This window comes from Melittangium boletus DSM 14713, from assembly GCF_002305855.1.
Classification (GTDB): Bacteria; Myxococcota; Myxococcia; order Myxococcales; family Myxococcaceae; genus Cystobacter; species Cystobacter boletus.
Genome location: NZ_CP022163.1, coordinates 3,274,676 through 3,300,288, shown reverse-complemented (window position 1 = coordinate 3,300,288; position 25,613 = coordinate 3,274,676). Strand labels below are relative to the sequence as shown.

The 25,613-nt window shown below is 65.0% G+C and carries 25 protein-coding genes and 1 pseudogene; 9 read left to right on the top strand and 17 right to left on the bottom strand.

Annotation, left to right across the window (positions count from 1 at the left end; all coding sequences use genetic code 11):
- Nucleotides 1-8: 8 nt before the first annotated feature.
- The gene (rpmB, locus tag MEBOL_RS13785) at nucleotides 9-245 is read left to right on the top strand and encodes a 50S ribosomal protein L28 (RefSeq protein ID WP_095977861.1); all 237 of its coding nucleotides are present in this window, start codon (nucleotides 9-11) and stop codon (nucleotides 243-245) included.
- Nucleotides 246-257: 12 nt separating this feature from the next.
- Here the strand turns inward: rpmB and MEBOL_RS13780 are convergent, their stop codons facing one another.
- The gene (locus MEBOL_RS13780; protein WP_095977860.1) at nucleotides 258-1,166 is read right to left on the bottom strand and encodes an alpha/beta fold hydrolase; all 909 of its coding nucleotides are present in this window, start codon (nucleotides 1,164-1,166) and stop codon (nucleotides 258-260) included.
- Between the two features lie 120 nt (nucleotides 1,167-1,286).
- Between MEBOL_RS13780 and MEBOL_RS13775 the strand changes: the two genes are divergently transcribed.
- Entirely contained in the window at nucleotides 1,287-1,862 is a 576-nt protein-coding gene (locus tag MEBOL_RS13775; RefSeq protein WP_245919729.1) for a Uma2 family endonuclease, read from the top strand.
- 31 nt (nucleotides 1,863-1,893) lie between these two features.
- On the opposite strand, the gene MEBOL_RS13770 is transcribed toward MEBOL_RS13775, so the two are convergent.
- The gene (locus tag MEBOL_RS13770) at nucleotides 1,894-2,346 is read right to left on the bottom strand and encodes a Fur family transcriptional regulator (protein WP_095977858.1); all 453 of its coding nucleotides are present in this window, start codon (nucleotides 2,344-2,346) and stop codon (nucleotides 1,894-1,896) included.
- Nucleotides 2,347-2,563: 217 nt separating this feature from the next.
- Here MEBOL_RS13770 and MEBOL_RS13765 point away from each other — a divergent pair, with 217 nt between their 5' ends.
- Nucleotides 2,564-2,824 (top strand): hypothetical protein, encoded by a 261-nt coding sequence (locus tag MEBOL_RS13765; protein WP_095977857.1) that lies wholly within the window; start codon nucleotides 2,564-2,566, stop codon nucleotides 2,822-2,824.
- Between the two features lie 148 nt (nucleotides 2,825-2,972).
- Here MEBOL_RS13765 and MEBOL_RS13760 read toward each other — a convergent pair whose 3' ends face one another.
- The 12 genes and pseudogenes from MEBOL_RS13760 to MEBOL_RS13705 form a co-directional block, all read right to left on the bottom strand.
- A complete protein-coding gene (locus MEBOL_RS13760) occupies nucleotides 2,973-4,184 on the bottom strand; it encodes a tyrosine-type recombinase/integrase (RefSeq protein ID WP_095977856.1) in 1,212 nt (403 codons plus the stop codon).
- Nucleotides 4,181-4,420: a helix-turn-helix domain-containing protein gene (locus MEBOL_RS13755; protein WP_245919727.1), complete on the bottom strand. Its 240-nt coding sequence runs from the start codon at nucleotides 4,418-4,420 to the stop codon at nucleotides 4,181-4,183. Before MEBOL_RS13755 ends, MEBOL_RS13760 begins: the two co-directional genes overlap by 4 nt.
- A 1,398-nt stretch (nucleotides 4,421-5,818) precedes the next feature.
- Nucleotides 5,819-6,859, bottom strand: a complete 1,041-nt coding sequence (locus tag MEBOL_RS41125) for a hypothetical protein (protein WP_157774942.1) — start codon at nucleotides 6,857-6,859, stop codon at nucleotides 5,819-5,821.
- 205 nt (nucleotides 6,860-7,064) lie between these two features.
- A complete protein-coding gene (locus MEBOL_RS13745; RefSeq protein WP_157774941.1) occupies nucleotides 7,065-7,649 on the bottom strand; it encodes a hypothetical protein in 585 nt (194 codons plus the stop codon).
- Nucleotides 7,650-7,752: 103 nt separating this feature from the next.
- Complete coding sequence (locus tag MEBOL_RS41120) at nucleotides 7,753-8,730, bottom strand: PDDEXK family nuclease (RefSeq protein WP_157774940.1); 978 nt, start codon at nucleotides 8,728-8,730, stop codon at nucleotides 7,753-7,755.
- Between the two features lie 94 nt (nucleotides 8,731-8,824).
- Nucleotides 8,825-9,127 carry a hypothetical protein gene (locus MEBOL_RS13735; protein ID WP_095977853.1) on the bottom strand — a complete coding sequence of 101 codons (303 nt, stop codon included), beginning with the start codon at nucleotides 9,125-9,127 and terminating at the stop codon, nucleotides 8,825-8,827.
- A gap of 58 nt (nucleotides 9,128-9,185) precedes the next feature.
- Nucleotides 9,186-9,677, bottom strand: a complete 492-nt coding sequence (locus tag MEBOL_RS13730; RefSeq protein ID WP_095977852.1) for a serine/threonine protein kinase — start codon at nucleotides 9,675-9,677, stop codon at nucleotides 9,186-9,188.
- Nucleotides 9,678-9,688: 11 nt separating this feature from the next.
- Nucleotides 9,689-10,621, bottom strand: a complete 933-nt coding sequence (locus tag MEBOL_RS13725; RefSeq protein WP_170115505.1) for a DUF2381 family protein — start codon at nucleotides 10,619-10,621, stop codon at nucleotides 9,689-9,691.
- Between the two features lie 477 nt (nucleotides 10,622-11,098).
- Nucleotides 11,099-11,932 (bottom strand): NPP1 family protein, encoded by an 834-nt coding sequence (locus MEBOL_RS13720; protein ID WP_218920902.1) that lies wholly within the window; start codon nucleotides 11,930-11,932, stop codon nucleotides 11,099-11,101.
- A 428-nt stretch (nucleotides 11,933-12,360) separates the two neighbouring features.
- Complete coding sequence (locus MEBOL_RS42290; RefSeq protein WP_157774939.1) at nucleotides 12,361-12,606, bottom strand: hypothetical protein; 246 nt, start codon at nucleotides 12,604-12,606, stop codon at nucleotides 12,361-12,363.
- A 222-nt stretch (nucleotides 12,607-12,828) separates the two neighbouring features.
- Nucleotides 12,829-13,143, bottom strand: a pseudogene (locus MEBOL_RS44065) (IPT/TIG domain-containing protein); the annotation flags it as partial.
- Between the two features lie 456 nt (nucleotides 13,144-13,599).
- The gene (locus MEBOL_RS13705; protein ID WP_095977849.1) at nucleotides 13,600-14,901 is read right to left on the bottom strand and encodes a GEVED domain-containing protein; all 1,302 of its coding nucleotides are present in this window, start codon (nucleotides 14,899-14,901) and stop codon (nucleotides 13,600-13,602) included.
- A gap of 159 nt (nucleotides 14,902-15,060) precedes the next feature.
- Between MEBOL_RS13705 and MEBOL_RS13700 the strand changes: the two genes are divergently transcribed.
- Together MEBOL_RS13700 and MEBOL_RS13695 are read left to right on the top strand one after the other, a co-directional pair.
- The gene (locus tag MEBOL_RS13700) at nucleotides 15,061-16,536 is read left to right on the top strand and encodes an amino acid permease (RefSeq protein WP_095977848.1); all 1,476 of its coding nucleotides are present in this window, start codon (nucleotides 15,061-15,063) and stop codon (nucleotides 16,534-16,536) included.
- Between the two features lie 92 nt (nucleotides 16,537-16,628).
- Nucleotides 16,629-18,056: a glycoside hydrolase family 43 protein gene (locus MEBOL_RS13695; protein ID WP_095977847.1), complete on the top strand. Its 1,428-nt coding sequence runs from the start codon at nucleotides 16,629-16,631 to the stop codon at nucleotides 18,054-18,056.
- Nucleotides 18,057-18,244: 188 nt separating this feature from the next.
- Here the strand turns inward: MEBOL_RS13695 and MEBOL_RS13690 are convergent, their stop codons facing one another.
- Nucleotides 18,245-19,306, bottom strand: a complete 1,062-nt coding sequence (locus MEBOL_RS13690; RefSeq protein WP_095977846.1) for a phytanoyl-CoA dioxygenase family protein — start codon at nucleotides 19,304-19,306, stop codon at nucleotides 18,245-18,247.
- Between the two features lie 433 nt (nucleotides 19,307-19,739).
- Between MEBOL_RS13690 and MEBOL_RS41110 the strand changes: the two genes are divergently transcribed.
- A complete protein-coding gene (locus MEBOL_RS41110; protein ID WP_157774938.1) occupies nucleotides 19,740-20,339 on the top strand; it encodes a hypothetical protein in 600 nt (199 codons plus the stop codon).
- Between the two features lie 107 nt (nucleotides 20,340-20,446).
- Complete coding sequence (locus MEBOL_RS13675; protein WP_095977844.1) at nucleotides 20,447-21,100, top strand: glutathione S-transferase family protein; 654 nt, start codon at nucleotides 20,447-20,449, stop codon at nucleotides 21,098-21,100.
- 100 nt (nucleotides 21,101-21,200) lie between these two features.
- Here the strand turns inward: MEBOL_RS13675 and MEBOL_RS13670 are convergent, their stop codons facing one another.
- Nucleotides 21,201-22,076, bottom strand: coding sequence for a S41 family peptidase (locus MEBOL_RS13670; RefSeq protein ID WP_218920901.1), 876 nt, complete (start codon nucleotides 22,074-22,076; stop codon nucleotides 21,201-21,203).
- Between the two features lie 74 nt (nucleotides 22,077-22,150).
- Between MEBOL_RS13670 and MEBOL_RS13665 the strand changes: the two genes are divergently transcribed.
- Nucleotides 22,151-22,951: an SdiA-regulated domain-containing protein gene (locus tag MEBOL_RS13665; RefSeq protein WP_095977842.1), complete on the top strand. Its 801-nt coding sequence runs from the start codon at nucleotides 22,151-22,153 to the stop codon at nucleotides 22,949-22,951.
- A gap of 124 nt (nucleotides 22,952-23,075) precedes the next feature.
- Nucleotides 23,076-23,858, top strand: a complete 783-nt coding sequence (fabG, locus tag MEBOL_RS13660) for a 3-oxoacyl-ACP reductase FabG (protein WP_218920900.1) — start codon at nucleotides 23,076-23,078, stop codon at nucleotides 23,856-23,858.
- Between the two features lie 125 nt (nucleotides 23,859-23,983).
- On the opposite strand, the gene MEBOL_RS13655 is transcribed toward fabG, so the two are convergent.
- Entirely contained in the window at nucleotides 23,984-25,408 is a 1,425-nt protein-coding gene (locus tag MEBOL_RS13655; RefSeq protein ID WP_095977841.1) for a DUF4832 domain-containing protein, read from the bottom strand.
- Nucleotides 25,409-25,613 lie beyond the last annotated feature (205 nt).

Here is a 25,613-nt window from a genome sequence, read left to right as displayed (position 1 = left end):
TCACACCCATGTCCAAGGTCTGTCAGGTCACCGGGAAGCGGCCGTTGGTGGGCAACAACGTCAGCCACGCCAACAACAAGACGAAGACGCGCTCATTGCCCAACATCCAGACGCACCGCTACTGGGTGCCGAGCCTCAACCGCTTCGTGCGGCTGCGCGTGAGCGCCCACGGCATCCGCATCATCAACAAGCGGGGCATCGAGCGGGTGCTCGCGGAGATGAGCGCGCGCGGTGAGAAGTTCTGAAACCCCCGAGCGTCAGCTTCCGGGCGGTGTGTGCGCGCTGAACAGGCGCAGGAGGCGGGCGGTGGTGTGCTCGGCCTGGACGAAGGTGACGTCGTGCCCCGCTCCGGCGACGAGCTCGATGTCGATGCCGGGCGCCACGCGGCGCAGGCGCTCGATGGCGGCGGACGCCGGGAAGATGCGTTCGTTCTCCCCCACCATGAAGAGCGTGGGCGAGGGCAGGGCCCGAAGTTGCTCGTCACTCAGGAGCGAGGGCTCGACCAGCCGGCGTGACTTGAAGCTGCGCATCGCGAGATGGCCTTCCTCGATGCGCCGTTCGAGCTGGGCCCGGCTCTGGGCGTCCTTCGTGGCCAGATCATGGGCGAGCCACGTCATGAAGCGGCGCGTGAAGAAGGGCGAGGGCAGGGCGCACGACACCGCCCGCAGGATGAAGCCCAGGCCCAGCGGCATCACCGTGCCGGCGGGAGCGATGAGCGCCAGGGCGGAGAGCCGTTCGGGCCGCGCCAGCGCGTACTGCGCGGAGATCCACGCGCCATAGGAGAGGCCCACGAGCCCGAAGCGCTCCGTGGGTGACAACGCCGTGGTGAGCTCGTCCAGCCAGGTCACGAAGTCCTGGGCCGTGCGCACCGGACGCGAGGACTCGCTGAGGCCGTAGTCGGCGATGCTGTCGACCGCCCAGACGCGGTGGTGGACGGCGAGCGCGGCGATGTTGGGTGCCCACATGAGCGAGGTGGCCCCGGCGCCCGGTAGCAGCACGAGGGGAGGCGCGTCCGCCGGGCCCGAGCCGCGGACGAACGTCGAGCCGTACGACGTGGGCACGAAGCGCGTGTCGGAGGGGACCGGCCAGCGCGTGCTCCACTCCTCGTAGGCCGCCAGGTATCTGCTCCGAGCGGCATCACTGCGAAACGGTGACGGACTCGACATGCGCGCAGGATGGACGCAACGGCCGCGTCTTTCCAGTACACGCTCCCAGCCCGACCGGGTTCCCCGCGGACCCTGGCCTTCGCGTTGCACGACGGGAGGGTCATGAGAAGATCCTCGGTCATGACTCTGCGCAATGCCCCGTCCGTCGAAGCGGCCTTTCAGTCCGCCCCCGCGGAGATGGTGGCGGAAATCCTCGAGGGAGAGCTGCACCTCAGTCCCCGTCCGGCGCGGCCCCACGCGAATGTCCACGCCAACCTTGGAGCCCTCCTCGTGAGGCCCTTCAAGTTCGGCCAGGACGGGCCCGGGGGCTGGGTCCTGCTTGATGCGCCGGAGTTGCACCTCGGTCCCCGTCCGGACAAGGTCGTACCGGAGCTGGCCGGGTGGAGACGCGAGCGCCTGCCTCGCGCCGTCGGAGGGCCGGACGCTCCGGCGCACTACGCGCTCGCTCCGGACTGGGCGTGCGAGATCCTCTCGAAGGGCACGCGGCACGTGGATCAGGGACCGAAGATGCGCATCTACGCCCGAGAGGGCGTGGGGCACGTGTGGCATGTGGATCCCATTGCCCGGACGCTCGACCTCTTCCGGTTCGCGGAGGGCGATTGGCTCCGCGTCGAGCGCTTCACGGGCGAGGGACGGGTCCGCGCCGAGCCGTTCGACGCCGTCGAACTGGATCTGGCGCTCCTCTGGAGTGAGTGAGCCCGCCCTGGAAGAGTGACGCTTCGCGGCGCTACTGGCCGCAGCGATCGCAGCGGCCGCGCAGCTGGATGTCCACGGATTGCGCCGCCAGGGCCTTGGGGGTGCCCTTGGCGGGCTTCAAGTGGACGGACTCGACGGGCAGGCACGCCACGCTGCCGCAGTCCGTGCAGGTGAAGTGGGGGTGGGGCCCGTGCTCGGCCGACTGGTCGTCCTTGAGCTCGAAGCGCCAGACGTGGTCGCCCAGGTCCGCGCGGATGACGAGGCCCGCCTCGGTCAGATCCGTCAGGTTGCGGTACAGGGTGACGCGGTCGTAGCCCGCGTCCTGCATGGCCTCCACCAGGTCCGCGTGGCTCAGCGGCACCTTCGCCGCCTCCAACTCGCGCAGGACCGCCACCCGGGCCGCGGTGCTGCGCAGTCCCACGGCGCGCAACCGCTCTTGATAGTCGCTGAGGCTGGGTTGGGGGGTGTTCTTGCGGGCCGCCATGTCCCTCCGAATAACCCAACTCGCGCGGGGTTTCACCTGGGTTGCTCCCGCTCGGATGGTCCCGGGCCAACAGCCGATTGGTTCCCAGGGGAGGTGGGAGGACGCTCCGGAGGGGAGGGCCTGTTCCACCCGAGACACGCGGGGCGCCCCCCTCTCTTGTCTCCCTTCCCGGTGAGGTCCAGTTTCGTTTCCCCCGCCCCACGAAAGGACCAGGGACATGCCGGACAAGCAGACCGTCGACCTCGAGAGCGCGTCCGAGGAGGTGGCCCCGAAACGCCGCCGCGCCAACACCCGCTCTCCCGCGCGCGTGACCCAGAAGGCCCGCGCCAAGGCGAAGTCGGCGCCCGCGAAGCGCCGCACCCGGAAGCCCGCCAAGGCGCGTGCTCCGCGCCGGACCTCCAAGACGAAGGGCCGCGCCACCGCTCCCAAGCGCACGGTGCGCGCCAAACGTATCTCCACGCGCGCCAAGACGAAGTAGCCGCGTGTTCTCCAATTAGCGCGTGCCTTCGCGGAGCAAGCGAACGTCCTCGCCCACGGGTTCGAATCCCGTCGGGGACAACCTGGAAGGCCCAGCAATCTCAAGGGGTTGCTGGGCTTTTCCTTTGTCCCCTGTTCCTCATGTGCCCTCAGTGTGCCCCTCCGGCGTCTCTGGCCGGTGCGGCGTGGAGTTGGGGCACAGGCCGGTCGAGCTGCTGCACCGCGCTCTCCCGGGTCTCCGGCGCGAGGTGGGCGTAGCGCATGGTCATCTCGATGGTCGCGTGGCCCATCAGCTCCTGGATGACCTTGAGCGGAACGCCCCTCATGGCGAGGTGGCTGCCGTAGGTGTGCCGCAGGTCGTGCCATGTGATGCACCCCTGCTCGCGCGTGATGCCCGCTCGGCTCAGTGCCCGCTCCAGGCGATGTTCGGTCATGCCAGCGGTGAGCGGCTTGCCGTCCTCCTGGCAGAACACGTAAGGGCCGCGCAGGTGGCGGTGTCCCTTGAGCGCGTCCACAGCCGAGCCCGGCAGGTCCACCGTTCTCTCCCGTCCACCCTTCGGCAGACCCGTCACACCCTGCCAGATGGTACGCCGGACCTTGAGCTTGCCGCGCTGCAAGTCCACGTCGGCCCACTGGAGCCCGATCAGCTCCCCATGCCGCAGCCCCGTCTTGAGCGCCAACAGGATCAACGTTCGCCACTCCGGCTCGGCGGCGTTGATCAGGCGCTCGGCCTCATCGAAGGTGAGGAAGTCGAAGGCGGGCTTCTCCGTCTTGAAGAGCTTCACGCGCGGCACGTGAGCGATGACGCCCTGTTCCTGTGCCAGTGAGAGCAGCTTGTGCAGCACGGCGAGCGCGTTGTTGATGGACTTGAGGCTCAGGAGCTTCACCCCGGAGCCCTTGCGCTTGCGGAGAGCTGCCCGCGTGGGGGCTTCCTTCCGGGCGCGGGCGCGTGACGGTTTCTTGCGCATGGCTGCTTTGAAATCCTCGATCTCCGCAGGACCGATTGAGTCCAGAGCCATGTTCCCGAAATCGGGGAGCAAGTGGTCGTCAAGGATTTGCCGTTTGGCGACGACACTGGAGTGCTTGTTATTGTTTTCGCTGTACGTGATGAAACGCGGAACGAAGTCCCCGAGAGTGGGAACTCGGCCCGGCTCGTTTTGCTTCTCCTTTCCGAAGGAACCCGTCAGGAGTGCATGGCGGATTTGACGCTCGTACTCCTCAGCGCCGCGACGGGTGTTGATAGGCGATGCCTTGCGGACTCGCTCCACCCTCCCGCTCGGGTGCTGGTACTTCACGTCAACCCACCACGCCTCTTGCACCTTGCCCTCCTTCTTCTTCCACTTCCGCAGTCTGACGCTCATCGCTTCTCTCCGAGCGCAGGACTGCTGTTACCCGGCGACCAGCCTAGCAGAACACTGCGGCGGATGCGGATGGACCGACCGACGTGGAGAACTCCCGGCACCCCGCCGCGCCGGATCGACTCGTAGAGCGTCTTACGGTTCACGCGCAGCAAAGCTGCGGCTTCGTCCACGGTCAGGAATTCGGGCGCGTTGATGCCCGCGTCGGTGAGCGTGGGCAGGCTCGGGGCTGGCGACAAGATGGGCTGTTCCACAACGCCTAAATGGGTGCGGATTCTTGACGTGGCCCAGGCCAGCAGCGGCAGCGGAGCGGCGGGTGTCAACCGTCAAGCGTCAATTGGCTGTTCCAACAATCCTATAGCCGTATACCTCGCGTGTGTTCATATACCCTCATCTCCTACTCCTACATCAGCTTTTTCTATAGGAGTTTATAGATTCAAGGCTTGACGGCTTGACAGCGTGACACCTTGCCGGGTCTGGGGGCTTGGTGCCTTGAACGGCAGGCAGCCTCGCCGGGGAAAAGTGGCTCACGTCATGCGACTTTGAGCTGGTTTCCTAAACCTCCATAGCCTTCTACCTCATATATGTATATATATTCTCCTATACTACACGACCTTTTTCGTATGGGGTTTATAGATTCAGGTCTTGACGGCTTGACCGCGTGCCAGTGCTAGCGGTTCCCTTCGGGTGCCGCGCCTGGAAGGACGCCCCCCGGCAAGCGGAGCACGGCGTTTAATCGCTCGCTCTAGCGGGGGGCTGCCTGGAGACACTCCCCCCCGGTTCGGATTTCCGGAGCGCCGTCACTTGGAACCTTGCTCGGCGGTCGTACACGCTCAGAAAATTTCCAAAAAATCTCGCGGGCCCCGTTGGTTTCGCCGTCCGTCCCCCCCGAAATCTTGCCGAAACCGCCCCCGTAACCGGCTGGATGCCGCCGCGTCGGCTATGAGCAAGCAGGCACACCCCGGCGCGCTCCACCGCCCCCCATCCCGTTGCTCGCGTCCAGGTGCCTTCCCACGGCTCCGCGCGTCGGTTGCTGTTCCCCCCTGCCCTGGAGCCCTCCACAGGCCCGCCGGGCCGTCTCTCGTGTCCCGAAGCCCCCAGGAGTCCCGGGGCATCGGCTGCGGCGCTCCTGGAGCCCGCCAGAGGCCCACAGTGCCGTTTCTCGCGTCCAGGTGGCCCCAAAGCCCCGAGGCATGAGCTGTGGCGCTCCTGGAGCCCCCCACGGCCCCACGTTCGCGCCGTGGCTGCCTCTCCGCTGGTGTCGCCCATCGGCCCGAGTTGCTGGTGCGTGCGGCAGCGCTGGCGCGTCCCGCGCCGGCCCGCGTCCTCCCCAAGCGTCCGAGCTTCGGCAGCCGCGATGCTGACACGGTTGCCGGCCCCCGCAGCACAGAGGAAAGCCGCCGGTCTCCAACTATTCAAATGGCAGGGGATGGGGGCAGGACAGTTCGCGGGCGGCTTCCCTGGCTCGGTCGGCTGATGGGTCACGTAGCGCGGAAGACCCCATCGTGAGCGGCACCAGTTGCGAAACTTCAACTTAGCCTAGAGTTCATCTCGGAATTGGCTTCCGAGCATGTGGGCTTCAGTAATTTCAGGCGGTTACGGTTGCAACAGCCAATTCCGAGATGGATTCTAGACTGTTAGCCTGGACTGGCACTCACAACGATTTCAGGGTACCGAGAGCGCAACTCTTGCACGTATATTTCCCACGAGGACCACACAGCCCGAACGCTCTCCGTGATTGCGGAGACCTGTCGATCATAAATTTCGTCATTCTCCTTGTATCCAATGCGCTCGCTGTTGGCTTTGGCGCTGATGACAAAGCGCTCTGCACCATCCGGGATGCGCACGTTCGCAGAGATCCTGATGTAGTTCTGCATTGCCACGAGCACTTCATTGTGACGGCTACTCAGTTTATCGTCTTTGAATTGATTCTCAGGCAGGTAGGACAGTTTGAGGTAGGATCTGAGCATGTCCAGCGTTTCGCGCTCTTCGTATTGAGGAATGTTGAGCCGATAGGAAACCCAGTCTTGCATCCACTTGGAATGGATGTGGGCCCATAGCCGCGCTGCCGCTCCAAGATCCACATCTGCCCGCAGGGCACCTGACTTGGGCTCTTTGAGCGCACCAACGAGAGCCTGCTCCAAAGCCTTGACCAATTCGTCTCTCACTGCTGCGCGGCGTGCATGGAATGGACGAGCGAAGATTTCCGAACGACGTGCAGCCATTCGTGCCAAATGCATCAATGGGCGCAATTCGTAGTCGATGGGCCATCTACGATGACGGAAGTCGAAGGGGGGTTCCTCATTTCTCCTTGTGCCAGCAGTATTTCTAACGCCGATAACACGATTTTCTCCAAGCACTGCGAGGGCATAGCCCAGTTCCAATGCCACATTCGGATTGGGTGCAGGACGAGGTGTTCGGTAAGCATGAGTGGCGTCAAACACAAACACATCTGACGACCGTATCTTCTTGAGAATCGTTTCGGCGATACTCGGCGACCCGCCAACCCCCTGTGTGTCTCGATCCACCGTGAGCACGATGCTCTCGCTTTTTCCGACCTTCTTGGCGGCTCGCAACAGGCAATCGCCAATAAAATTGCGATTTACTGTTGCGTCCGAATCAGCCTGCCACGACCAAAATATGATAAGCGGTTGGTTCTTCTCGTCAGAGGGGGGCATTGCGCTAGTATAACACTGCCGATGAATAGTGGGGCGGACTTAGAGGGCGTTGAACTGTGGCGAGCAGGCTCGGCATGCAGCACCCGCCTTGCAGGCAGCCAAGACCAATATGATGCATCAAGGAGTTTCCGCGCTCGGCAGCCCTCAAGGGCAGTTCAACACCCTCTTGGCTTACCGGCGCGACATGACCAGCACGTTGCTAGTTCTAGTGAATCTTGAAGATTATGTACCTAGCAGTTTCGACGAGGTATATCTCAGAAAAATTGCCCAACATGGTCGCCGCTTGAATATCAGGGATCCAGCTCTCGATAATTTCATCATCCTCAAGAGTATGCTCACCAGTAACGGACACCAAAAGAACCCGCTTATCTGCATACATTTTATTGTGTTTCTTTTTAATGGCGTCAATGATCGGCCAAGGGAATGCGTTAAGTTGTTTTGATTCCTCGATGCGCATTTCTACGCTCATCTCCCCCTGTATTAGCGCCTGCCTTACTATGTGCTCCCCTGCTGGAACGGCCTGCACAACCTCGATAATTTCTTTCTGCTCTGCGCCAGCAACACCGTACGTTACCATCGCATCAAAGTCATGCGCCTCCCCGCCCAACTCAATCTCGGCATCGGGCGATATGTCTTTTCTCACTAAGTAGGCTCGCAGGGGAATATGTTCCTCTCTTATGGTCTTGTATTTCCTGTCTTTATGGAGAATGAATTTTGAATACTCGAAGATATCACTCACAATTCGCTGTGACTCTTCGTTGAATCTATCGAGAAATTCTTTCACTTTCATTAGACGAATCCTGAGAGGGTGTTGAACTGGGGCGAGCAGGACCAACATAGTGGACCAGGAGTTACCACCTCCAGTAGCTTCCGAGGGGTAGTTCAACACCCTCTCAATCCTTATTTTTGTTATGCGCTCTTAGCGATTTGGCCACACCGAGTTCCGACAAGGCTGCGTTCGCATAGCTGAGAACGCGATCTCGCTCCGCCTCAAGTCGGTCGCAGTAGGCGTGCTCGATCATGAATACCGGACAGTCGGTTTTGCCACACGGGCAAGGCTGGATGCGATTGCTTCGCAGGCCCTCGTCGAAAGTCATCCGGAGTGCGTTTAGCGCGGCCACGCACTCCGCGAGCGCATCTTTCACGGCACCGTTCGGGAACGACTGTCGCGCTGGCACCCTCGTGATAATCGCACCCTCCCGATCACGCCAGATGCCGGTATTGAGCGCGCCAATCGTATCGCCAATCGCTTGCCTGAACGCGGGCAGATGGCTTTCGTTGCGGATCGGAGTGCTAAAGGCAGGTCTGTCGAAGATTCGCGCAATAAGCTCGCCAGCTTCCCGTTCCGTCGTCGGATCAAGCTGCTCGACGAAGGTCCGCAAGGCTGGCGCTTCATCTGGCAGCTCATTGCCGAGGTAGAAGCGCTGAAGGACCGAATTGGCGTGGAACCGCAGGCGCTCCTCGAATTCGGGACCGGACCATACCTGCGAGGCCACGATTCCCTTGGCCGCCGCGTGGGTGCGGCATTTTTCTTTTGTGGCAGCGCTTACTGGGCTGCCGGCAATAACGATGGCCTCGCGGGGGATCTCGCCGATTCCTGCCACTATCTTGTCGATATCGGAATTACCCTTCGTGCTCGTGAACGATTTCCAGTTCGCGCAGGCCACGATAACCGTGACCCTATTGCCAGAGTCGTCGTCGCGAGTGCCAACTATGTCCCTGCCTCCGTCGCTGCCGGTCTGCCCGAACCAATCGAGCGTATGCCAAGCGTACATCCTCAAGAGAGTAGCAAATACGAGACGTTCGAACTCCTGGCCGGACAAATCGGAAAAATTGATGGGATGGACGGTCTTCGTGAAAGTAAGCGGCATGTGAACCTCGCTTAGAGTCGGTTCTGGTGGGAGGCTGCTTTGGCCCTCTGTCCGAAGGGCGACCAGCCAGGAATGAAACCTACCGGAACTGACTCTAAGCCCAGTAGAAGCCTTTGCTGTAAGGATGACCGGGCGCATCCTGCTTCATGGCACGCCAGTTGATGAGGCTCACCTCGGGTGGTTCGGTATCTTCTCGGATCCGCTCGATCTCGACCTGCGCGATCACCTGATTAGCTCCTGCGAGATGAACAAACACGTCGGCCCCGGCATCGTTCGCGGCCCAGCACTGCCTGATGATCGTCGAGTGGGTGCGAAGCACCGTTAGGCGGCCATTGCTCCAGACGTTTCCGTAATCATCATGGCCCTGAGGTTTGACGACGAGATAGAGATTCTGCATGGGCTTCGGCCTTTCGACACGATTCGAGGTGAGTAGTCCTTCAGCGTATTTATAGGCCCTAGCGGAAGGCATCGACGATGTAGGCCGCTGCAACGGAGCCGTCGAGAATGGCCATCCCGGGCTTTGACTCGGGCAGTTTTCGCATCTGGTCTCTGCTGAGCCGGGCCACCGCGCAGATGGGAACCTTATCACTATCCGGCGGGTGGGCCTCGTACCAGCGGATGACAACCTGTGGCCCGCTTGTCCAGACCTGCCCGTACAAACGGGTCGTCGCCTCAAGCGTGCCGAGGTCGTCCTTGAGAATGCTCTCGATGGGCCCGTCGTAAAGCGTGATGCGCCTCGCGTCGATCTGGTTCGCATCGAGATCCGCCAGCGCGGCATCCCCAACGCGCAGCCTCAGATACCGCATGACTTCGAGCGCCTTTGCCGGGCATTCCTGCGGACCCGGAGTGCCGTCCGGGCGCAGTGCCACGCCTCCAGTCGTGGTGCAGCCGAAAGGTGCGCCAAGCAGGACGATGGAGCTGATCAGCAGAGCTTTGGTCGTGGGCATGAACGGCACTTCTACTGCCGAATCAGCGTGTGATCCATCGCAACGGCCACCTGTAGGAGACCGTCTCCACGGAAGATCTGGAGGGCCAAGTCGGCGAACTGCCCGCCCTCCGTCTCGAAGGCGCTCTTGTCCACAACGACCGCGATCTTTCCCGACTGACCGGGAACGATCACGGGGCGGTCCATGCGAAGCGCGAAGGGCCGAGCCGTGTAGCTGGTGAAGTCGCGGGTCAGATAGGCACCATCGAACTTCCAGGGCTCGCCGTAGTAGGTGTTCGTCAGGTGAATCACGGCCGCCGCCTTGCCGGGGCCCGAGAAAACTTCGACGATCATGTCCATGTCCTCGTTCTTCGAGCGCCAGAACTTCGCACGCCGAAACGGCGTCTTCTTCACCTGCCCGTTCGCGAGAAGCGTCGCGTAGGCGTGATCGACCGAGTTCTCTTCCTTCTTGAACCTCTCGTTCTCCTCGCTCAGCTTGCGCTCGCGGTTGAGGGAGTCATAGAGGGACGAGAGGATCGCGTTGTAGCTGTCGTGGTCCTTGAACACGTTGACCTGATAGTCGATCCATCCCCAGTCCTCGCGCCTCTTGGGCTTCACAAGGAACGTGAACTCCGTCCCGTCAACGAGCGTCACGAGCAGGGGCAGCGCCTCGCCATCGTCGAGGTCACGCAGCGGCTCTAGAACCACTTTCTTGCCGCCTACGAGCGGGGTCTCGAAACGCCCCTCCCACGCCAAGAACTTCGTCTTCTCCGGATCGACCTCCTTCTCGAATCGGAGCGCCGTCACCACCTGCCAGGAAACGTAGATGGACGGAGCCTCCTGGCCTGGATGGGCCGGCACCTTGAGGGTCCGAATCGTGAGCTTTTCTGCCTCATCCCTGGCCAGTGCCGGGGAAGCCATCAGGACGAGAAGCAGGCCATACCTGAGAAGTGGGAAAGTGTGCATGGTGGGGCCAACGTAACAGGACGGGTGCGGGGCATTCAATCCTCGCGCGCCCTGCCTGTAGGCTGCCGGTCATCGTCCCTGTTCGGGGAGCCCAAGAATCGCCGGAGCCGACGCGGCAAGCCCCGCGCGTAGGAACTCGCCAGCTAACAGCCCCACCCTGTCCGGCACGGGGATGGCCGAAGAGGGGAAGGGAGGGGGCCGCATGTGCCCCCAGTGTGCCCCTCCAGCGGGGTTGGAGGCTGCCCACGAGGGAACGGCGTGGGACGGGGCGGGATGACGAACCCGAGGAGAATCAAGGCGATAGCGGGTAACAGCGCGTCCTGCTTGGGGTTTTCTATCGCCTCGTCTACGGGTTCGAATCCCGTCGGGGACAACTTGGTAAGCGTCCCTCCTCGCCTGACGCTCAAGGGCACGGTCCAGACCGCCAGCATGCCCAGCCCCGCCGCACCAGGGTCGATGCGGTGGGGCCGTGGGCGCTCACTTGGCGAAGGGATCGAAGGGGAGGAAGGAGGGCATGGCCGCTTTGAGTGCCTCGTTGAACTTGTCGTCGCCGATCTGGATGGTCGCGGTGCCGAAGTCATGTTTCAACAGGCGGTCCCGGAAGTCGTTCGGGTAGCCGGTCCATCCCACGACGGCCGGATAGAACCAGCGGCCCGTCTCGTTCTCGATCTGGTCGTCACTCTCGTTCGCGAGGCGGTAGAGGTGGGTGAGACCACCTTCCTTGTGGTACACCAGCTTCGGGTGCACGCCATCGAAGCGCACCTCCTTTCGATTGGCCACCTTCCATTTACCGTGTGACGAATAGGAGACGTGCTTCACCTCGTCGTCCTGCACCCAGAGGACGATGTGCTCCCAATCGTGCTTGTGACCGCCGATCCCTTCGTCCTTCTCGGTGTAGTTCGCATACATGGCGGCGCACCAGCCGTTGTTGCACTTCGAGCGGGCGTAGGTGTTCGCGTTCGTGAGCCGCGGCATGTCACGGCAGCCCTCACTGGGTTCACCGTTGATGTCGAGCCCGGGGTTGAGCTTGCCGTCCTCACCGATGGCGGCCGTGGCGTAGCAGCCGTCCTTGTCGTAGTCGTAGGCCGGTGCGAACTTCTTCTCGAAGTCGTCCGCCTTTTCCGGGAGCGCCTTGAGCACGTCGGCTCGAGCCATGCGAGGCGCACCGACGAGGCAGAGGGTGGTGACGAGGCCCCCCATGGCGGTGAGGAGCACGCGGCGGGAGCGCGGTGAACGGGTTCGGCTCGGGACCACGGGGGCCGAGGGAATCGCTTCGGTTCCGGTCTGGGAGTCGAGAAGGGCATCGGTCATCGGATTCTCCTTGAAGATGAGCGCGGCGGACCGAGAGTCGACAGGGTGGCGCGCCGCGAAGGATGAAACTGCTGCTCATTCAGGGAGAGGCGAGAACAGGTTTGTGATGGGTGCCCCATGGGGATTGTCAGGCTGGCCGTTCAACGTCCAGCCACGCAGCCCGCCGCTCCCCGGGGAATGAAGTGCGTGGAGCCTGGGCCGCTAATCGTGTCGCGGAGGGACGCTTCATTGCGTGGGGCGACGGTGTCCGTGTGACTCGCCACGTGGTCCAGGCACCAGCGAGTACCAGCACGGCGGTGGCCAGGGTCATCCACACTCCGCGCTTCATGGCGTCACCTCCGGGTGCGCCAGTCCAGACAAGGCGGCGCGGGTGAGTCGGATCCTGCCACGGGCCTCGCTGACGTCCCGGGCACGGTCGGTGGATGGCGCTACTTCAGGACACAGCACTGCGCGTTGGCGCGAACCGTATTGCCCTTCGCGGCCGCAGTGTTGCTGATGCCACATTGATACTGCCACACCCCGCTGCTCGTCCGGATGATCCGGCCGGTGGTCCCGAAGTTGTTGCCTCCCCCTTCCTCGCAGGCTCCGCCGGTCAGCGTTTCTCCCGACACGCAGCTCGCGACCGAGGCCTTGGACCAATCACCGGTCTCCTTGAGCGGACCGAACCGAGTCACACACGAGAAAGTCCGCGGTGTGCCCGCGGGTCCCTGGGCGCCCTGGATCCCTTGGGGACCCGTGGGGCCATCGATTCCCTGCGGGCCGGCGGGACCCCGCTCGCCCTGATCTCCCTTGGGACCAGGCGCACCCGCCGGACCCGTATCGCCCTTGGGGCCCTGGGGACCCTGCGGGCCGGTGGGACCGTGGTTCCCCAAGGTCACGGCCAGGGACGAATTCGAATAGGCGTTGGGTCCAGTGGACACAGAGACCAGATAGGTACCGGGTTTGAATAGGAAACCGGGAACCACAAAGGTGATCAAGGAGTCGTCATGCGACAAGACTTGAACGGGAATTCCAGCGAATGAGACCGTCGGGTCGGTTATTCCAAAGGATTGACCGTAGAGATTGACCAGCCTGGTCGAAAAATCGACCTCGGCGGAGGTCACGACCAGTGGGCTCGTTGGCGAGTCGGCACGAGCTCCGAGCGGAGAAACGGCAACGGCGGCGACAGCGGCGGCGGTGAGGAAACTCCGCGAGAACTTCCCAATCGGCATCACATCCCCCAGGAGATGCCGCGCAGACAATCTGGTGCTGACGGCTTTCTCAAGGCTCCATGGACAGGCGCGTCCGGGAGTGTTGGCAACATGTCGATCTTGACGGGCCGGGTATGCGGGTGCTGGGCCCTTACCGCTCGCGTCCCCAGCACAGGCTTGTTCGGTGCGCGAGCCTCGGCTTCCACCTCCTCCTCCAGTCCCCGCACCGCACGCCGCCTCTCCTCCTCTCCCAGTCTCAAGAGGTTGCTGGGCTTCTCCGTGTGTCCCCTGTTCCTCATGTGTCCCTCCGGCCCTCTGGCGACTCGGGCACAGCGGCTTCTTGCTAGCCGCTGCCTGGGGCGCCTCGTCCGCTCCTGCTTGGGGGAGCTCGAGCGCATCGCCACTTTGGACCAGGGCACGCGCCTGGGGCCCCCCCCGGACCCGTTCTCCTGAGGTGGGGCCCTCCGGACCGTCCGGTTACGGCTGTCCGGGCAGGGTGAAGCGCGGGGCCGGCGCGGCGGAGTCCGCCCCGAACCGCACCGGGGGCGACTCCTCGCCACGCGAGACCGTCAGCTCCGCGTGAGGCATTTCCGAGGAGAGGGCCGCGGGCGAGAAGGCGGGGGCGGGAGCGATGTTGAGCAGGTAGTCCTCGGTCTCGCCGAAGTTGTACGTGCCGCACGAGGAGACGCTCGACGGGTTGGTCCCGGCGTCATCGTGGACGGCGGCGATGAAGCGCATGCGTTTGGTGCCCGGCAGCACCGTCGTCGGGATGCTGAGGGTGATGGTGTACAGGACGTCACTGGAGACGGACGGCGCGTCGATGAGGAACTCGCCCGGATCCGTGAAGTCGTTGTCGCCATTCCAGTCCACGTACATCTTGAACAGCTTCAGGTAGTTGGGCTGGCCGCAGGAGCCGAACTGGATGTCGATCTGCTTGCCCACCTGGCCGGCCGTGGCGGACACGACGTACTGGGTGTTGTGGGTGTAGTTGGGGCAGGTGCCGAGCCCGATCGTGTTGTTCGTGAACTCGGAAGAGGCCACGTAATCGATGGCGCCGTAGCTGTTATAGCTGGCGGACGACAGACAATACGGATCGACGGTGAAGTTAGTGCCGGAGGTCTGCGGCAGATTGCAGAAGGTCGTGGTCGAGCCAGCCTTGGCGACCCGGATCTTCCCGGTGGTGGCGCCCGAGGGCACCTGGGCCACGAGCGTCGTCGCGTTCACGATGGAGCGCGCGGCGGACACGCCATTGAAATAGACGGCGGTCTGGCTGTCGAAGTTCGTCCCCGTGAGGGTGACGAGGCCTCCCACGGGCGCCGTCTGGGGCGAGAAGCTCGCGAAGCTCGGATGTCCGGGGGCCTGGACGCTATGCAGGGTGGCGAGCTGGGAGGAGGTGCCCGCCCGGGCGATGACGTAGTAGTTGCCCAGCGCGAAGCAGGAGCCGTTCGTCGTGGCCGGCAGGCTCAGGGTGTCATGGGCCATGGCCGAGCAGCGGGGGCCGGGACTCGTGATGGTGGCCTGGTAGCTGCGCTTGAGGAAGATGCTGGAGGACGTCACCGAGTTCGTGGTGGACAGGTAGAAGTCCACCGGGACGCTGCTGGTGCCGGGGGCCGACATGGTGGCGCCCGCCGTGAAGTCGACGGACAGGGTGCTGCCGACATTCCAGAGCGAGACGGCGCCGAAGCTGCACATCCCCTCGTTGTAGATGTAGGCGTGGGCATTGCCCCCGCTCCAGACGAAGCCCAATCCCAGGAGCGCCGCCACGAGTTTGTTGTTCATGTAGAATTCCAGTCTTCCCGAGGCGCGATGTGCGCGTCAGGGTTTCTCACCATCCGCGAGTGTGAGGGATGATGCAAAAATAAAGACAGACTGTTGCGGGTCGAAGAGTCGCATCGCGCGCTGGACTGTTCCCCGGGTCTTGCGGCATGGACGCGGCCCATGGGCATCTGGTCGACCAAGAGCATCACGCGGCTGCGGCGGGAAGAGGAGGGCGGGCGGCATGAATTGCGCCGCACGCTCAGCGGGCTCAACCTGGTGATGTTGGGCGTGGGCGCCATCATTGGCGCTGGCATCTTCGTGGTGACGGGCACGGCGGCGGCGCAGCACGCGGGGCCGGCCATCATCCTGTCCTTCGTGCTGGCGGGCGTGGGCTGCCTCTTCGCGGGCCTGTGCTACGCCGAGTTCTCCGCGATGATTCCCGTGGCCGGGAGCGCCTACACCTATGGGTACGCGACGCTGGGGGAGCTGGTCGCGTGGCTCATCGGGTGGGACCTGATGCTCGAATACCTCTTCGCCGCGTCCGCGGTGGCGGTGGGGTGGTCTGGTTACGCCACCTCGTTCCTGCGGGACTACCTGCACATCGAGCTGCCGAAGACGCTGACGAGCGCGCCCTTCGACGTGGAGCCGGGCGGGCACCTGCTGCATTCCACGGGCGCGGTGCTCAACCTGCCCGCCGCGCTGCTGGTGGGCGTCATCACGCTGCTGCTCGTGCTGGGCATCCGGGAGTCGGCGCGGCTCAACAACTTCATCGTGATCGTGAAGATCGCGGTGGTGCTGCTCGTGATTGGCTTTGGCTCGGCCCACGCGGAGTCCGCCAACTGGACGCCCTTCATCCCGGAGAACACGGGGACCTTCGGTCAGTTTGGCTGGAGCGGGGTGCTGTCGGGCGCGGGCGTCATCTTCTTCGCCTATATCGGCTTCGACGCCGTTTCCACCGCCGCGCAGGAGACGCGCAACCCGCAGAAGGACTTGCCCGTGGGCATCCTGGGCTCGCTCGTGGTGTGCACGGTGCTCTACATGGCCATGTCCCTGGTGATGACGGGGCTGGCGCCGTACCCGACCCTCAATGTCGCCGAGCCCGTGTACGTGGCGATCGCCCAGGGCGGGCCCGCGCTGGCCTGGCTCAAGCCCATCGTGGGCGTGGGCGCCATCTCCGGCTTGGCCTCGGTGGTGCTGGTGATGTTGATGGGCCAGCCGCGCATCTTCTACGCCATGGCGCGCGATGGCCTCTTGCCGCCCTTCTTCGGGCACGTGCACCCGCGCTTCCAGACCCCCCACGTCGCCACGCTCATCACGGGCGGGGTGGCCATGGCGGTGGCGGCGCTGTTCCCCATCGGCCTCTTGGGCGAGCTCGTGTCCATCGGGACGCTGTTCGCCTTCACCGTGGTGTGCGCGGGCGTGCTCGTGCTGCGCTACCGGCGGCCGGAGCTGCCCCGGCCCTTCCGCACGCCCTTCGTGCCCGTGGTGCCCGTGCTCGGCATCCTCACCTGCGTGGGACTCATGGTGGGCCTGGGCCTGGCCACCTGGCTGCGGCTCGTGGTGTGGATGGCCCTGGGCCTCGCCGTCTACTTCGGCTATGGCCACAAGCACTCGCGCGTGGCCCACGAGGAGCCCGCCGGTCCGGCCGGGCCCTAGGTGTCGGGGAAGTTCATGGTCTCCTTGATTTACAAGAAATGCCGTTCTAGGCCAGAGTGGGCCTGAACCAGCATTCGAGGAGATCATTGGCGATGAAGACACATCGATGGATCGCGGCCCTGGCAGTCGTGGGCGCGGCGCTGTCTGGCCTTGGCTGTGGAGGGGAGGAGCCGCGCGGTGGAGCCGAGGACGTGGGCATGTCCCAGGCCCCGCTCGCGTGCACCACCCGCATCACGTATGGCAACACGTGGATCCACCCGGGACGCGAGTCCATGGTCGACATCGCCAGTGGCGAGGTGACGTGGGATGGCACCTGCGTCAACTCGGGGAGCAACTCCTACGCGGTGCTGTCCAACGGGTGGAAGCCGTACTTCACGGGCAACAACGCGTGTGTGATGGCGTTCGACTCGGACTGCGCGGGCGCGCAGAAGTGCTCCACGCGCGTCACCTATGGCCCCAAGTGGATCCACTCCGGCTCGGGGACGTTCGATGACGTGGGCGGGCGCGTGTTCTGGAATCGCTCGTGCGTCAACGAGGGGAGCAACTCCTACGCGCAGCTGTCCAACGGGTGGAAGCCGTACTTCACCGGCGCCAACGGCTGCGCCATGACGTTCCGGTACACGGGTTGTGGCGGGCTCTACCTCAACCCCGTGTTCTCCGGCGGCTGCGCGGATCCGGGCGTCATCTTCGATGGCGGCAAGTACATCGCGGTGTGCACCTCGGGCGGCGCCGCGGCGGCGTTCCCCATCCGCACCTCCTCGGACCTCATCACCTGGACGTCCGCGGGCCACATCTTCCCCTCGGGCAAGCGGCCCGCGTGGGCCAAGGGCGACTTCTGGGCGCCGGAGATCCATCGCGTGGGCTCGCGCTACATCGCCTACTACACGGCGCGCCATACCAATGGCGTGCTGTCCATTGGCGCCGCCTCGGCCACGAGCCCGCTCGGGCCCTTCACCGACCTGGGCTGGCCGCTCGTGCACGACCCGAACATGGGGATGATCGACGCCACGTTCTTCACGGACACGGCGGGCACGAAGTACCTGGTGTGGAAGGCGGACGGCAACGCCGTGGGCCAGAAGACGCCCATCTACGCCCAGCCGCTCTCGGCGGACGGCCTGTCGCTCACGGGCACCCGGAAGACGCTCATCACCAATGACCGCGCGTGGGAGGGCGGGCTGGTGGAGGCGCCGTGGGTCGTGGCGCGGGATGGCTACTACTACCTCTTCTACAGCGGCAACGCGTACTACGACGGTCGCTATGCCATTGGCGTGGCGCGCGCCACGAGCCCCCTGGGCCCCTACACCAAGGCCGCCAATCCCATCCTCAAGACGACGCCGGACTGGGAGGGCCCGGGCCACGGCTCGGTCGTCACGTCGCCCTCGGGCACCTCGGTCATGGTCTACCACGCCTGGGACGCCGGCCACACCACGCGCGTGATGCTCGTGGACACCATTGTCTGGAAGGATGGCTGGCCGACGATGCCGGGCGCGCCGTCGCTCCAGTCGCGGCCCCTGCCCTGACGTTGGCTCGCCGTGGAGCGTGTGCATGAGGCGTGCTCCGCTTCATGCACATCATTCCGCCTTTCGCGGCTGGCGCACGGACAGGTCCAGGCCCTGGTGTGCCGCGGCCTTGTAGGCGCCGCACGGGAGGGGCCGCGGGGGACGGCCGCCGTGCCCATGGCGAGGGGCACGGCGGCGCGGAGTCCGCGCTACTCCCGCCGGCGGTTGTCCGGGTGGACCATCCGCAGGCGGGAGGGATCGTACGTGAAGAACGCGTCGAAGAGGTTCAGGTACGTGGGCTTCTCCCGGACCAGCCGGCTGCACACGTCAGGGCCCAGCTCCGTGGGCACTCCGCCGCGCAGGAGCGGGAGGTTGAGGTCGGCGCTCGGGTTGGACTCATCGTGGCTCGGCGCTGGCGCGAAGTTCAGCAGCCAGGAGAGACGATCCACTCCGGAGGAGTTGGCGCGGCTCCCGTGCCAGACGTAGTTGTGCAGGAACAGCGCATCGCCGGCCCGCATCGTCATGTCGAGGGTCTGTTCGGGAGCGTCGAACGGCTCGACGTACATGCACGCCCGCGTCGCGTCGATGTCGACGAGCGGGATCCAGAGGTGCACGGAGCCCTTGTGGCGCCTCGAGGCCTCGGAAAAGCCGGCCTTGCCGCCGTCGACGTCCCGGTGGCGCCGGGTGGCATACGATGATCCCGCGCGCACCACCATGACCTGCTCATACTCGAGGAACACCTCGCTCCCCAGGATGCGCCCGAGGAGCGGCCCCAGCTTCTCGGCCAGCGCCTGGAGGAGATAGGGGACATGGAGCAGCACCTTCTCCAGGTTGATCTTATCGCGGTACGCGGCCCTGTCCGCGTCCCAGACGTCGGTGATGAGGGGATTCACGACAGCTCGCAAGGTGCTCACCAGCTCCTCGGACAGGACGCGTCGGACCGTGGCGAACCCGCGGCGCTCGAAGTGCTCCTTGAGCTCGGTCGCATAAAAGGTGTTGTCGATGGCGCGAATCCCCTCCCATACGTCCACGGGCCCGCCCTGCTCGAGCGAGTGGGCGAAGAACCGCTCCGTCTTCTCGCTACCGTCGGCGCGGCGCACCACGTACCGGAATGGCTTGCCGGGTGTCAGCTTGCTCGCGTCGACGGTGTAGAGGTGCGGCAGATGAGGGTGCGGCTCGCACTCGGCCGACGAGCCACCCTCGGACCTGGCGACCAGGCTTTCGCCGTGCTGCAGATGCATCTCGATGAGTCTCGGGTTGCTTGAATTCATGACAAGACGGGCCAGACACAGACGCCCGAGGTGACGTGTACCTCGGAGGACAAGACATGGGAAGACAAAGGTCCGCCCGAACGGGACGGACCGTGGGGGGAGATAAGGACTTGCCTACTCCTTGCGGAAGTCGCCGTAGCTGATGCCATGACCGTCCTGAACCAGGTCGAGAACAGCCATGAGCTCCATGCGCGAGCATCGCGGCGCACCCAGCAACCGTCCACCTGGGAAGCGCTCCCCGTGGTGACGCCTGTCATCAGGAAAGACGCCAGTCACCAGGGGCCCCGAAGGCCTCGCCCCCCTCGCGGCCATGGGCCTTCACGCAAAGGCGCGTTTTCACGGTCTTTTGTCCGGACACGCGTGGGCGCGCCGCGTGGCACGGAGGGTGCACTAGGACTCCTGCACTGAACATCGCCGTCCTCCCAGGTCCTCCATGCCCCGCCTGCCCTCCCTCTCCACCCCCAAGCTGACCGCTCCCTCCCTCTCCACTCCCCGGTCGCCCACCGCGCCCCAGCGCCCCATCTCCAACCGGCCCACCCCCGCCCAGAACCCCGTGCAGTCCACGCCTCGCGGCCCGGGACGCGACTCCTTCGAGCCCCGCTCTGGCGGCCCCAGCACCTCGCAGCCGCGCACCAGCCCTCCGCCCGCGGACAACGATGGCTGGGAGACCGTCAGCTCGAAGAAGAAGCCCAGCGGCCCCAAGACCTTTGATCCGGACCGCCGCTTCAACCAGAGCCTCACGGAGATCGACAACAAGCTGTCCTCGTCCGCCGCGGGCAAGGGCGACATGTATGGCACCGTGAACGTCCAGAAGAGCGATCTGTCCCGGCTCCACGGCGACCTGCGCAATCGCTACCACGGCCAGCAGGTGCCGGGTTACCCCAACGAGCGCTACTACGTGACCAACCAGAGCGCTCAGCGCAAGGGCGGCGGGTTCAACATCACCTCCCACGAGTTCAACAAGAACGGCGTGGACACCACCATCCGGGACAGCACCAAGACCCGGTTCAACATCCACATCCTTCCTCAGTAGGCCCCGCGCGAGCCTTCACCCTCGGGCCCGCGCTGGGAGTGCCACAGGCGGGTGTTGCAAGGGTCTGCCTCCGCGGCCGATGATGTTCGCCAAGGAGGAGCCTCTCGATGACCATCACCATTACCGCCTTTGAACGCTCACCCGATGGCGGCAAGGGATTGGCGCGTGATACGCGCGTTCGCTGGGCGCTTGAGGAAGTGGGCCAACCCTACCAGGTTCGCCTTGTTTCGTTTCGCGCGATGAAGGAACCCGCGCATCTGGCGCTTCATCCTTTCGGCCAGATTCCGACCTACGAGGAAGGCGATCTTGCACTGTTCGAGACAGGGGCGATCGTGTTTCACATCGCCGAGCGACGTGCGGGCTTGCTGCCGGACGATGCCAATGCTCGGGCGCGCGCGATCACCTGGATGTTTGCCGCGCTTAACACGGTAGAGCCACCGATTCTTGAACTCGGAACCGCCAGGCTCCTGGAGGGCGACAAGCCCTGGCATGCGGAGCGCCTGCCTCTGGTCGAGGATCGCGTCCGCGCTCGGCTCGGCCAACTTTCCGTTCGCCTGGGCGATGCCGACTGGCTCGATGGTGCGTTCAGCGCTGGTGACTTGATGATGGTGTCGGTGCTGCTCAGGTTGAAATCATCGGGCATTCTGGACGAATACCCAAACCTGGCCGCTTATGTCGCCCGCGGCGAAGCGCGGCCCGCCTACAAGCGAGCCTTCGACGCTCAACTGGCGGTTTACACCGGCAAGCCATCGACCGGCTGAGTTCGCGCCGGTTACGTGGACAGTGAGGTCATGCGCCGCCGACGCACCGTTGTGGCCCCGGGACCGCCGTCCTACTGGCCCTTCCGGTCAGGCGCCTCGCTCAGTTTCGGTTCAGGAGCCGAGGGGTGGGCTCGCCCTTCCACCACAGTTCCAGGGCGTTCGGCTTCACGCCGACGCGTAGGCTGTCGACGCCCTCCACCGCGAACAGGCCGTCATTCGTCAGCGGCTTGATGCGACGTGGCTCGGGCCAGAGAGGATGCCCCGGGCGCGCGAGCCACAGACCGTCCTTCTCCGCGGTGACGACGTACTTGCCATACGCCCCGGGCGCGGCCGTGACGGTCGCCGCCGAGACCGTGGCCGGACGCAGTCGGGCCTCGACCTCCGGCAGCGCCCAGTCGTAGTCCGCCTGGATTTGGGGCGCGGGATGCGCCGCGGCCAGGGCTCTCAGGGCCAGGGCGTGGGCCTGGTCGAGCGCCTGCGACGGCGGCGTCGCGACGTCCGGGGCAACGCCAGTCCCCTCCCAGTTGGCCTTGCTGATCGGATGGACCGGACGTCCGGTCGAGACGCTGAGCATGAAGCCCGGGGCGATTGGCACGAATTCATTGGTGTTGGCGGCACCGGCCGTGGACGCTCCGACCAGCTTGCCCAGCTTGAATTGCTGCACGTCGTAGGCGAAGGATTCCGCCGCCGAGGCGGCGCCTTGGTCGATCAGCACATAGAGCGGCTTGCCGATCATCCGGCCGGCCGGGAGGTGGTCGAGCACGCGCGTCTGGACGGGCTCGCGTCCGGCGTGCTGGAAGGTGATCTCCAGCGTTCCCGCCTTCAGGAAGTGGCTGGCCAGGTACTGCACCGCCTCGGAAGAGCCGCCGCCATTGCCGCGCAGATCGATGAGCACCGCGTCACCGCCCTTGAGGAAGCGCATCGCGTCGTCATAGGCGTGGCCCGTCTCGTCGCTGACCCATTCGAATGCCGTCACCCGGGGGGACCAGGCGGGCGGGGCGGCGCGCGGTGGATTGACGCTCACGGGAGGCGAGGGGGACACTTCGCGGTATGTCCGTCCCCAGCACCGTGCCGCCCGCCCCCCTCGAGGTCCGTGATGCCCGCCCCGAGCGGGTGGACCTGCCCTTCGGTCCGGAGCAGCGGGTGTCCCAGCTGCTGCCCGCCCTGTCCAAGGTGGTCAAGGAGCCCAGCGGCATCGTCTTCCACCCGGGGCGGGGCACGCTCTTCGTGGTGGGGGACAAGGGGGACGTGGCCGAGCTCACCCGCGAGGGCGAGGTGCGCCAGCGCGCGCGCCACGACGGCCTGGGCTTCGAGGGCATCACCGTGGGGCCGGACGGCCGGCTCTTCGCCATCGAGGAGCGGAAGAAGCCGCGCATCCACGAGCTGGACCCCCAGACGCTCAAGCTCAAGGCCGAGTACGAGGTGGACACGACGCTCAAGGGGGCGCGCGTGGTGGGCGAGTCGCGCAACAAGAGCGCCGAGGGGCTGTGCTACGTGCCCGAGCAGGACGCCTTCTACGTCGTCAACCAGTCACCGCCGTGGCTGGTGAAGCTCCGGGTGCCGCTCGACAAGAAGGAGGGCAAGGCCAAGGCGCTGGAGGCGGTGGACCTGTCGTCCGCCGTGCGGCAGCAGGCCTCGGACGTCCACTACGACGCGGCCACGGGCCACTTCCTCATCACCGAGTCCGGGGCCGGGCTGGAGAAGGGCGCCGTGCACGAGGTGACGCGCGAGGGGAAGCGGGTGCACCACTTCGCCGTTCCGGGCGTCCGCGCGGAGGGCCTGGCGTTGGATGACGCCGGGCGGGCCTACATCGCGGATGACGCGGGGGGCGTGCTGCGCATCAAGCGGTGACGAGCAGAGGAACGCCGCCGACGGGCGCCCAAGAGAAGCGCGCCATGCCAGTGCACCGCACCACGCGTTCTATACTCACCCGGAACACAAGAACCCGAAGTCCAGGAGCCGGAGGGAGCGCATCATGTTGGCGGAATCGCTCAAGGGAAAATCGGTCATCGTCACCGGCGCCAGCAAGGGCATTGGCAAGGGGATCGCCGGGGTCTTCGCGCGGCACGGAGCCAAGGTGCTGGTGGTCGCGCGAGATCTCCAGGCGGCTGAGACGACGGCGCGGGAGTTCGTCGCGGCCGGTGGCACCGCCAGCGGCTTTCCCGCTGACGTGACCCGGCTCGAGGACATGGAGAAGATGGCCCAGGCGGCGGCCGAGCGTCATGGCGGAATCGACGTGCTGTGCGCCAATGCCGGCATCTTTCCGCAGGTGAAGATGGAGGACATGTCGCCGGAAACCTGGGACGAGGTGATGGCGACCAACCTCAAGGGCACCTTCCTCTCGGTGAAGGCCTGCATCCCCTACCTGAAGAAATCCGGCCAGGGACGCATCGTCATCACCTCTTCGATCACGGGTCCGGTGACCGGCTTTCCCGGCTGGACCCATTACGGTGCCACCAAGGCCGGGCAACTGGGCTTCATGCGCACCGCCTCCATGGAGCTCGCGAAATACCGCATCACGGTCAACGCCGTACTGCCCGGCAACATCATGACCGAGGGCCTCGAGGCGCTGGGCCCGGACTACATGAAGGGCATGGCGGAGGCGGTGCCGCTCGGCACTCTGGGCCAGGTCGAGGATATCGGCCATGCCGCCCTGTTCTTCGCCAGCCGCGAGGCCGGCTACATCACCGGCCAGACGCTCATCGTGGATGGCGGTCAGGTCCTCCCCGAATCGCCGGACGCGTTGAAGCAGATGTAAGGCCTCGGACGCATAGGGCGAAGAGAAGGCCCGTGGAGGGAGAGGGCTGTCGGCCTGGGCTCGCAGGGGCGTGTCCGTCCCCGTTTCGACCCAGGCCGTCATGTGATTGCCGTTGTTCCTCGCCCTCAGCGCGTCGTCACATCGAAGGTGCCGAGCGTCAACCAGCCCGCCCGGTCCTGCCCCTGCTTCGCGTTGGCGAAGCTGACGGGCTTTCCATTCGCGAGCGGATGGACAATCCGCAGGATGAGCTTGTAGCCCGTCCCGGCGCTCAGCCCATGGGCGGTGGTGAAGCTCTTGGTCAGGGCCGCGCTCCCAGGCAGGATGCCCGGCAGACCCAGCTGGGTCGTCCCCAGTGACTTCACCCACGTGTTGGAGGCATTGAGGACGGCGAACTCCGCCTTCCAGTCATAATAGAAGGGCGCCACGCCCCGGTTCTCGAGGTTGAGGTCCACGGCCAGCGGGGCGGACGTCGTGGGATTGGGCAGACGCACCGAGGAGACGAACAGCTCATAGCCCAAGAGCTTCTGCGCGCGCAGGGCATTGCTCCATTGCGTGGCATTCACCGGGTTGTTGAAGAGCCAGTTGTGGAGGAGCCACGTGGCATGCGTGGTCTTGATCGAGGTCTCCTCGTTCTCGGTGGGCGTGCCCCCGTAGTACTCCGTCGGATTGGGCCAGCTGTTCCACATCGTGGCCTGCATCTCCGGCCGCTGCTCCCCGCCCATGGGACGGGTGCGCCAGTTGTCCGTGAGGCCCGCGCTCTGCATCTTGGGCCAGAAATGCCAGCTCACGCCCGGCAGCGTCTCGAAGGCGAATGAGTCGTCGTGGTAGCCGAAGGCGTGCTTGTGCGTCGTGCTGGCGAGCGGGTCGCGCACCTGCACATGGGTCCGTGTGAAGGCGGACTTGAAGCGGGCCAGGAGCCGGTCCTTGTTGGCCTGGGACATCTCCCAGTTGGGCTTGCCGTCGGAGGTGTCCGCGTCCTGGGGATACGTGTGCCACTCGCCCCAGTAGCCATACAGGCCCGCCGTCACGTAGGCGACGCGCGGTTCCCCGTCGATGCGTTGGCCGAGCGCTCCAATGAAGGCCTCCAACGCCTTGATCAGGTTGCCGTTGTTCCAGTCCGGCGCCTTGCCGCTGCTGTTGCCGTAGTCCGAGTAGGCCCTCATGGGCAGGCCCTCGTTGATGAGGAACTGGGGCGTGGCCACCGCTCGCCCCGGGTAGTCGAGGTAGATGCGGAAGACGATCTGATTGCCCCGGCTGGCGGCCGAGGCCATCGCCTTGTCGAGCTCGGTCCAGTTGTAGGTGTAGGTTCCCGCCGAGGAGTTGCCGCCCGTCATCAGCGAACTCAGCGGGAGGTAGTACCACTCCATGCTGTACGGAAAGCCGTTGGTGGCGGCGCCGAACGGCACGAAGCCCTTGAGCGGGTTGGCTTCAAGCCCCGGTGCATTGCCGTGATAGGTCTGTGCCTCCCAGGCTCCCGAGGCGGCCAGGGCTGAGGGGGAGGCGTGCAACAGCGCGAGCGCGAGGGCGACACACGGCATGCGAGGGGTCATGTCATTCTCCTGATCGATTTGGCGACGCAAGATAGGGAGAACCCGACAGATTTGTAAAACGAGAAGATCCAGAACGAGGTTCCACGGCGTCTTCGCTCCAGGCGGACGCGCGAGGTGGAGACACCAGACACCCGATGGTGACAGCCGTCATCACCTCGCGCTCCCTGCCGCGGGACGACACGCGGGGAGGGGCGCCGCCGCAAGT

Coding starts and splice junctions, on each gene's coding strand:
- MEBOL_RS13780 (WP_095977860.1), bottom strand. CDS start 1,166: ATGTCGAGTCCGTCACCGTTTCGCAGTGATGCCGCTCGGAGCAGATAC.
- MEBOL_RS13690 (WP_095977846.1), bottom strand. CDS start 19,306: ATGAATTCAAGCAACCCGAGACTCATCGAGATGCATCTGCAGCACGGC.
- MEBOL_RS13730 (WP_095977852.1), bottom strand. CDS start 9,677: ATGCCCACGACCAAAGCTCTGCTGATCAGCTCCATCGTCCTGCTTGGC.
- MEBOL_RS13745 (WP_157774941.1), bottom strand. CDS start 7,649: ATGAAAGTGAAAGAATTTCTCGATAGATTCAACGAAGAGTCACAGCGA.
- MEBOL_RS13770 (WP_095977858.1), bottom strand. CDS start 2,346: ATGGCGGCCCGCAAGAACACCCCCCAACCCAGCCTCAGCGACTATCAA.
- MEBOL_RS13675 (WP_095977844.1), top strand. CDS start 20,447: ATGACCATCACCATTACCGCCTTTGAACGCTCACCCGATGGCGGCAAG.
- MEBOL_RS13695 (WP_095977847.1), top strand. CDS start 16,629: ATGAAGACACATCGATGGATCGCGGCCCTGGCAGTCGTGGGCGCGGCG.
- MEBOL_RS13655 (WP_095977841.1), bottom strand. CDS start 25,408: ATGACCCCTCGCATGCCGTGTGTCGCCCTCGCGCTCGCGCTGTTGCAC.
- MEBOL_RS41110 (WP_157774938.1), top strand. CDS start 19,740: ATGCCCCGCCTGCCCTCCCTCTCCACCCCCAAGCTGACCGCTCCCTCC.
- MEBOL_RS13705 (WP_095977849.1), bottom strand. CDS start 14,901: ATGAACAACAAACTCGTGGCGGCGCTCCTGGGATTGGGCTTCGTCTGG.
- MEBOL_RS13665 (WP_095977842.1), top strand. CDS start 22,151: ATGTCCGTCCCCAGCACCGTGCCGCCCGCCCCCCTCGAGGTCCGTGAT.
- MEBOL_RS13700 (WP_095977848.1), top strand. CDS start 15,061: ATGGGCATCTGGTCGACCAAGAGCATCACGCGGCTGCGGCGGGAAGAG.
- MEBOL_RS41120 (WP_157774940.1), bottom strand. CDS start 8,730: ATGCCGCTTACTTTCACGAAGACCGTCCATCCCATCAATTTTTCCGAT.
- MEBOL_RS13765 (WP_095977857.1), top strand. CDS start 2,564: ATGCCGGACAAGCAGACCGTCGACCTCGAGAGCGCGTCCGAGGAGGTG.
- MEBOL_RS13725 (WP_170115505.1), bottom strand. CDS start 10,621: ATGCACACTTTCCCACTTCTCAGGTATGGCCTGCTTCTCGTCCTGATG.
- MEBOL_RS13775 (WP_245919729.1), top strand. CDS start 1,287: ATGACTCTGCGCAATGCCCCGTCCGTCGAAGCGGCCTTTCAGTCCGCC.
- MEBOL_RS41125 (WP_157774942.1), bottom strand. CDS start 6,859: ATGCCCCCCTCTGACGAGAAGAACCAACCGCTTATCATATTTTGGTCG.
- MEBOL_RS13720 (WP_218920902.1), bottom strand. CDS start 11,932: ATGACCGATGCCCTTCTCGACTCCCAGACCGGAACCGAAGCGATTCCC.
- MEBOL_RS13735 (WP_095977853.1), bottom strand. CDS start 9,127: ATGCAGAATCTCTATCTCGTCGTCAAACCTCAGGGCCATGATGATTAC.
- rpmB (WP_095977861.1), top strand. CDS start 9: ATGTCCAAGGTCTGTCAGGTCACCGGGAAGCGGCCGTTGGTGGGCAAC.
- fabG (WP_218920900.1), top strand. CDS start 23,076: ATGTTGGCGGAATCGCTCAAGGGAAAATCGGTCATCGTCACCGGCGCC.
- MEBOL_RS13760 (WP_095977856.1), bottom strand. CDS start 4,184: ATGAGCGTCAGACTGCGGAAGTGGAAGAAGAAGGAGGGCAAGGTGCAA.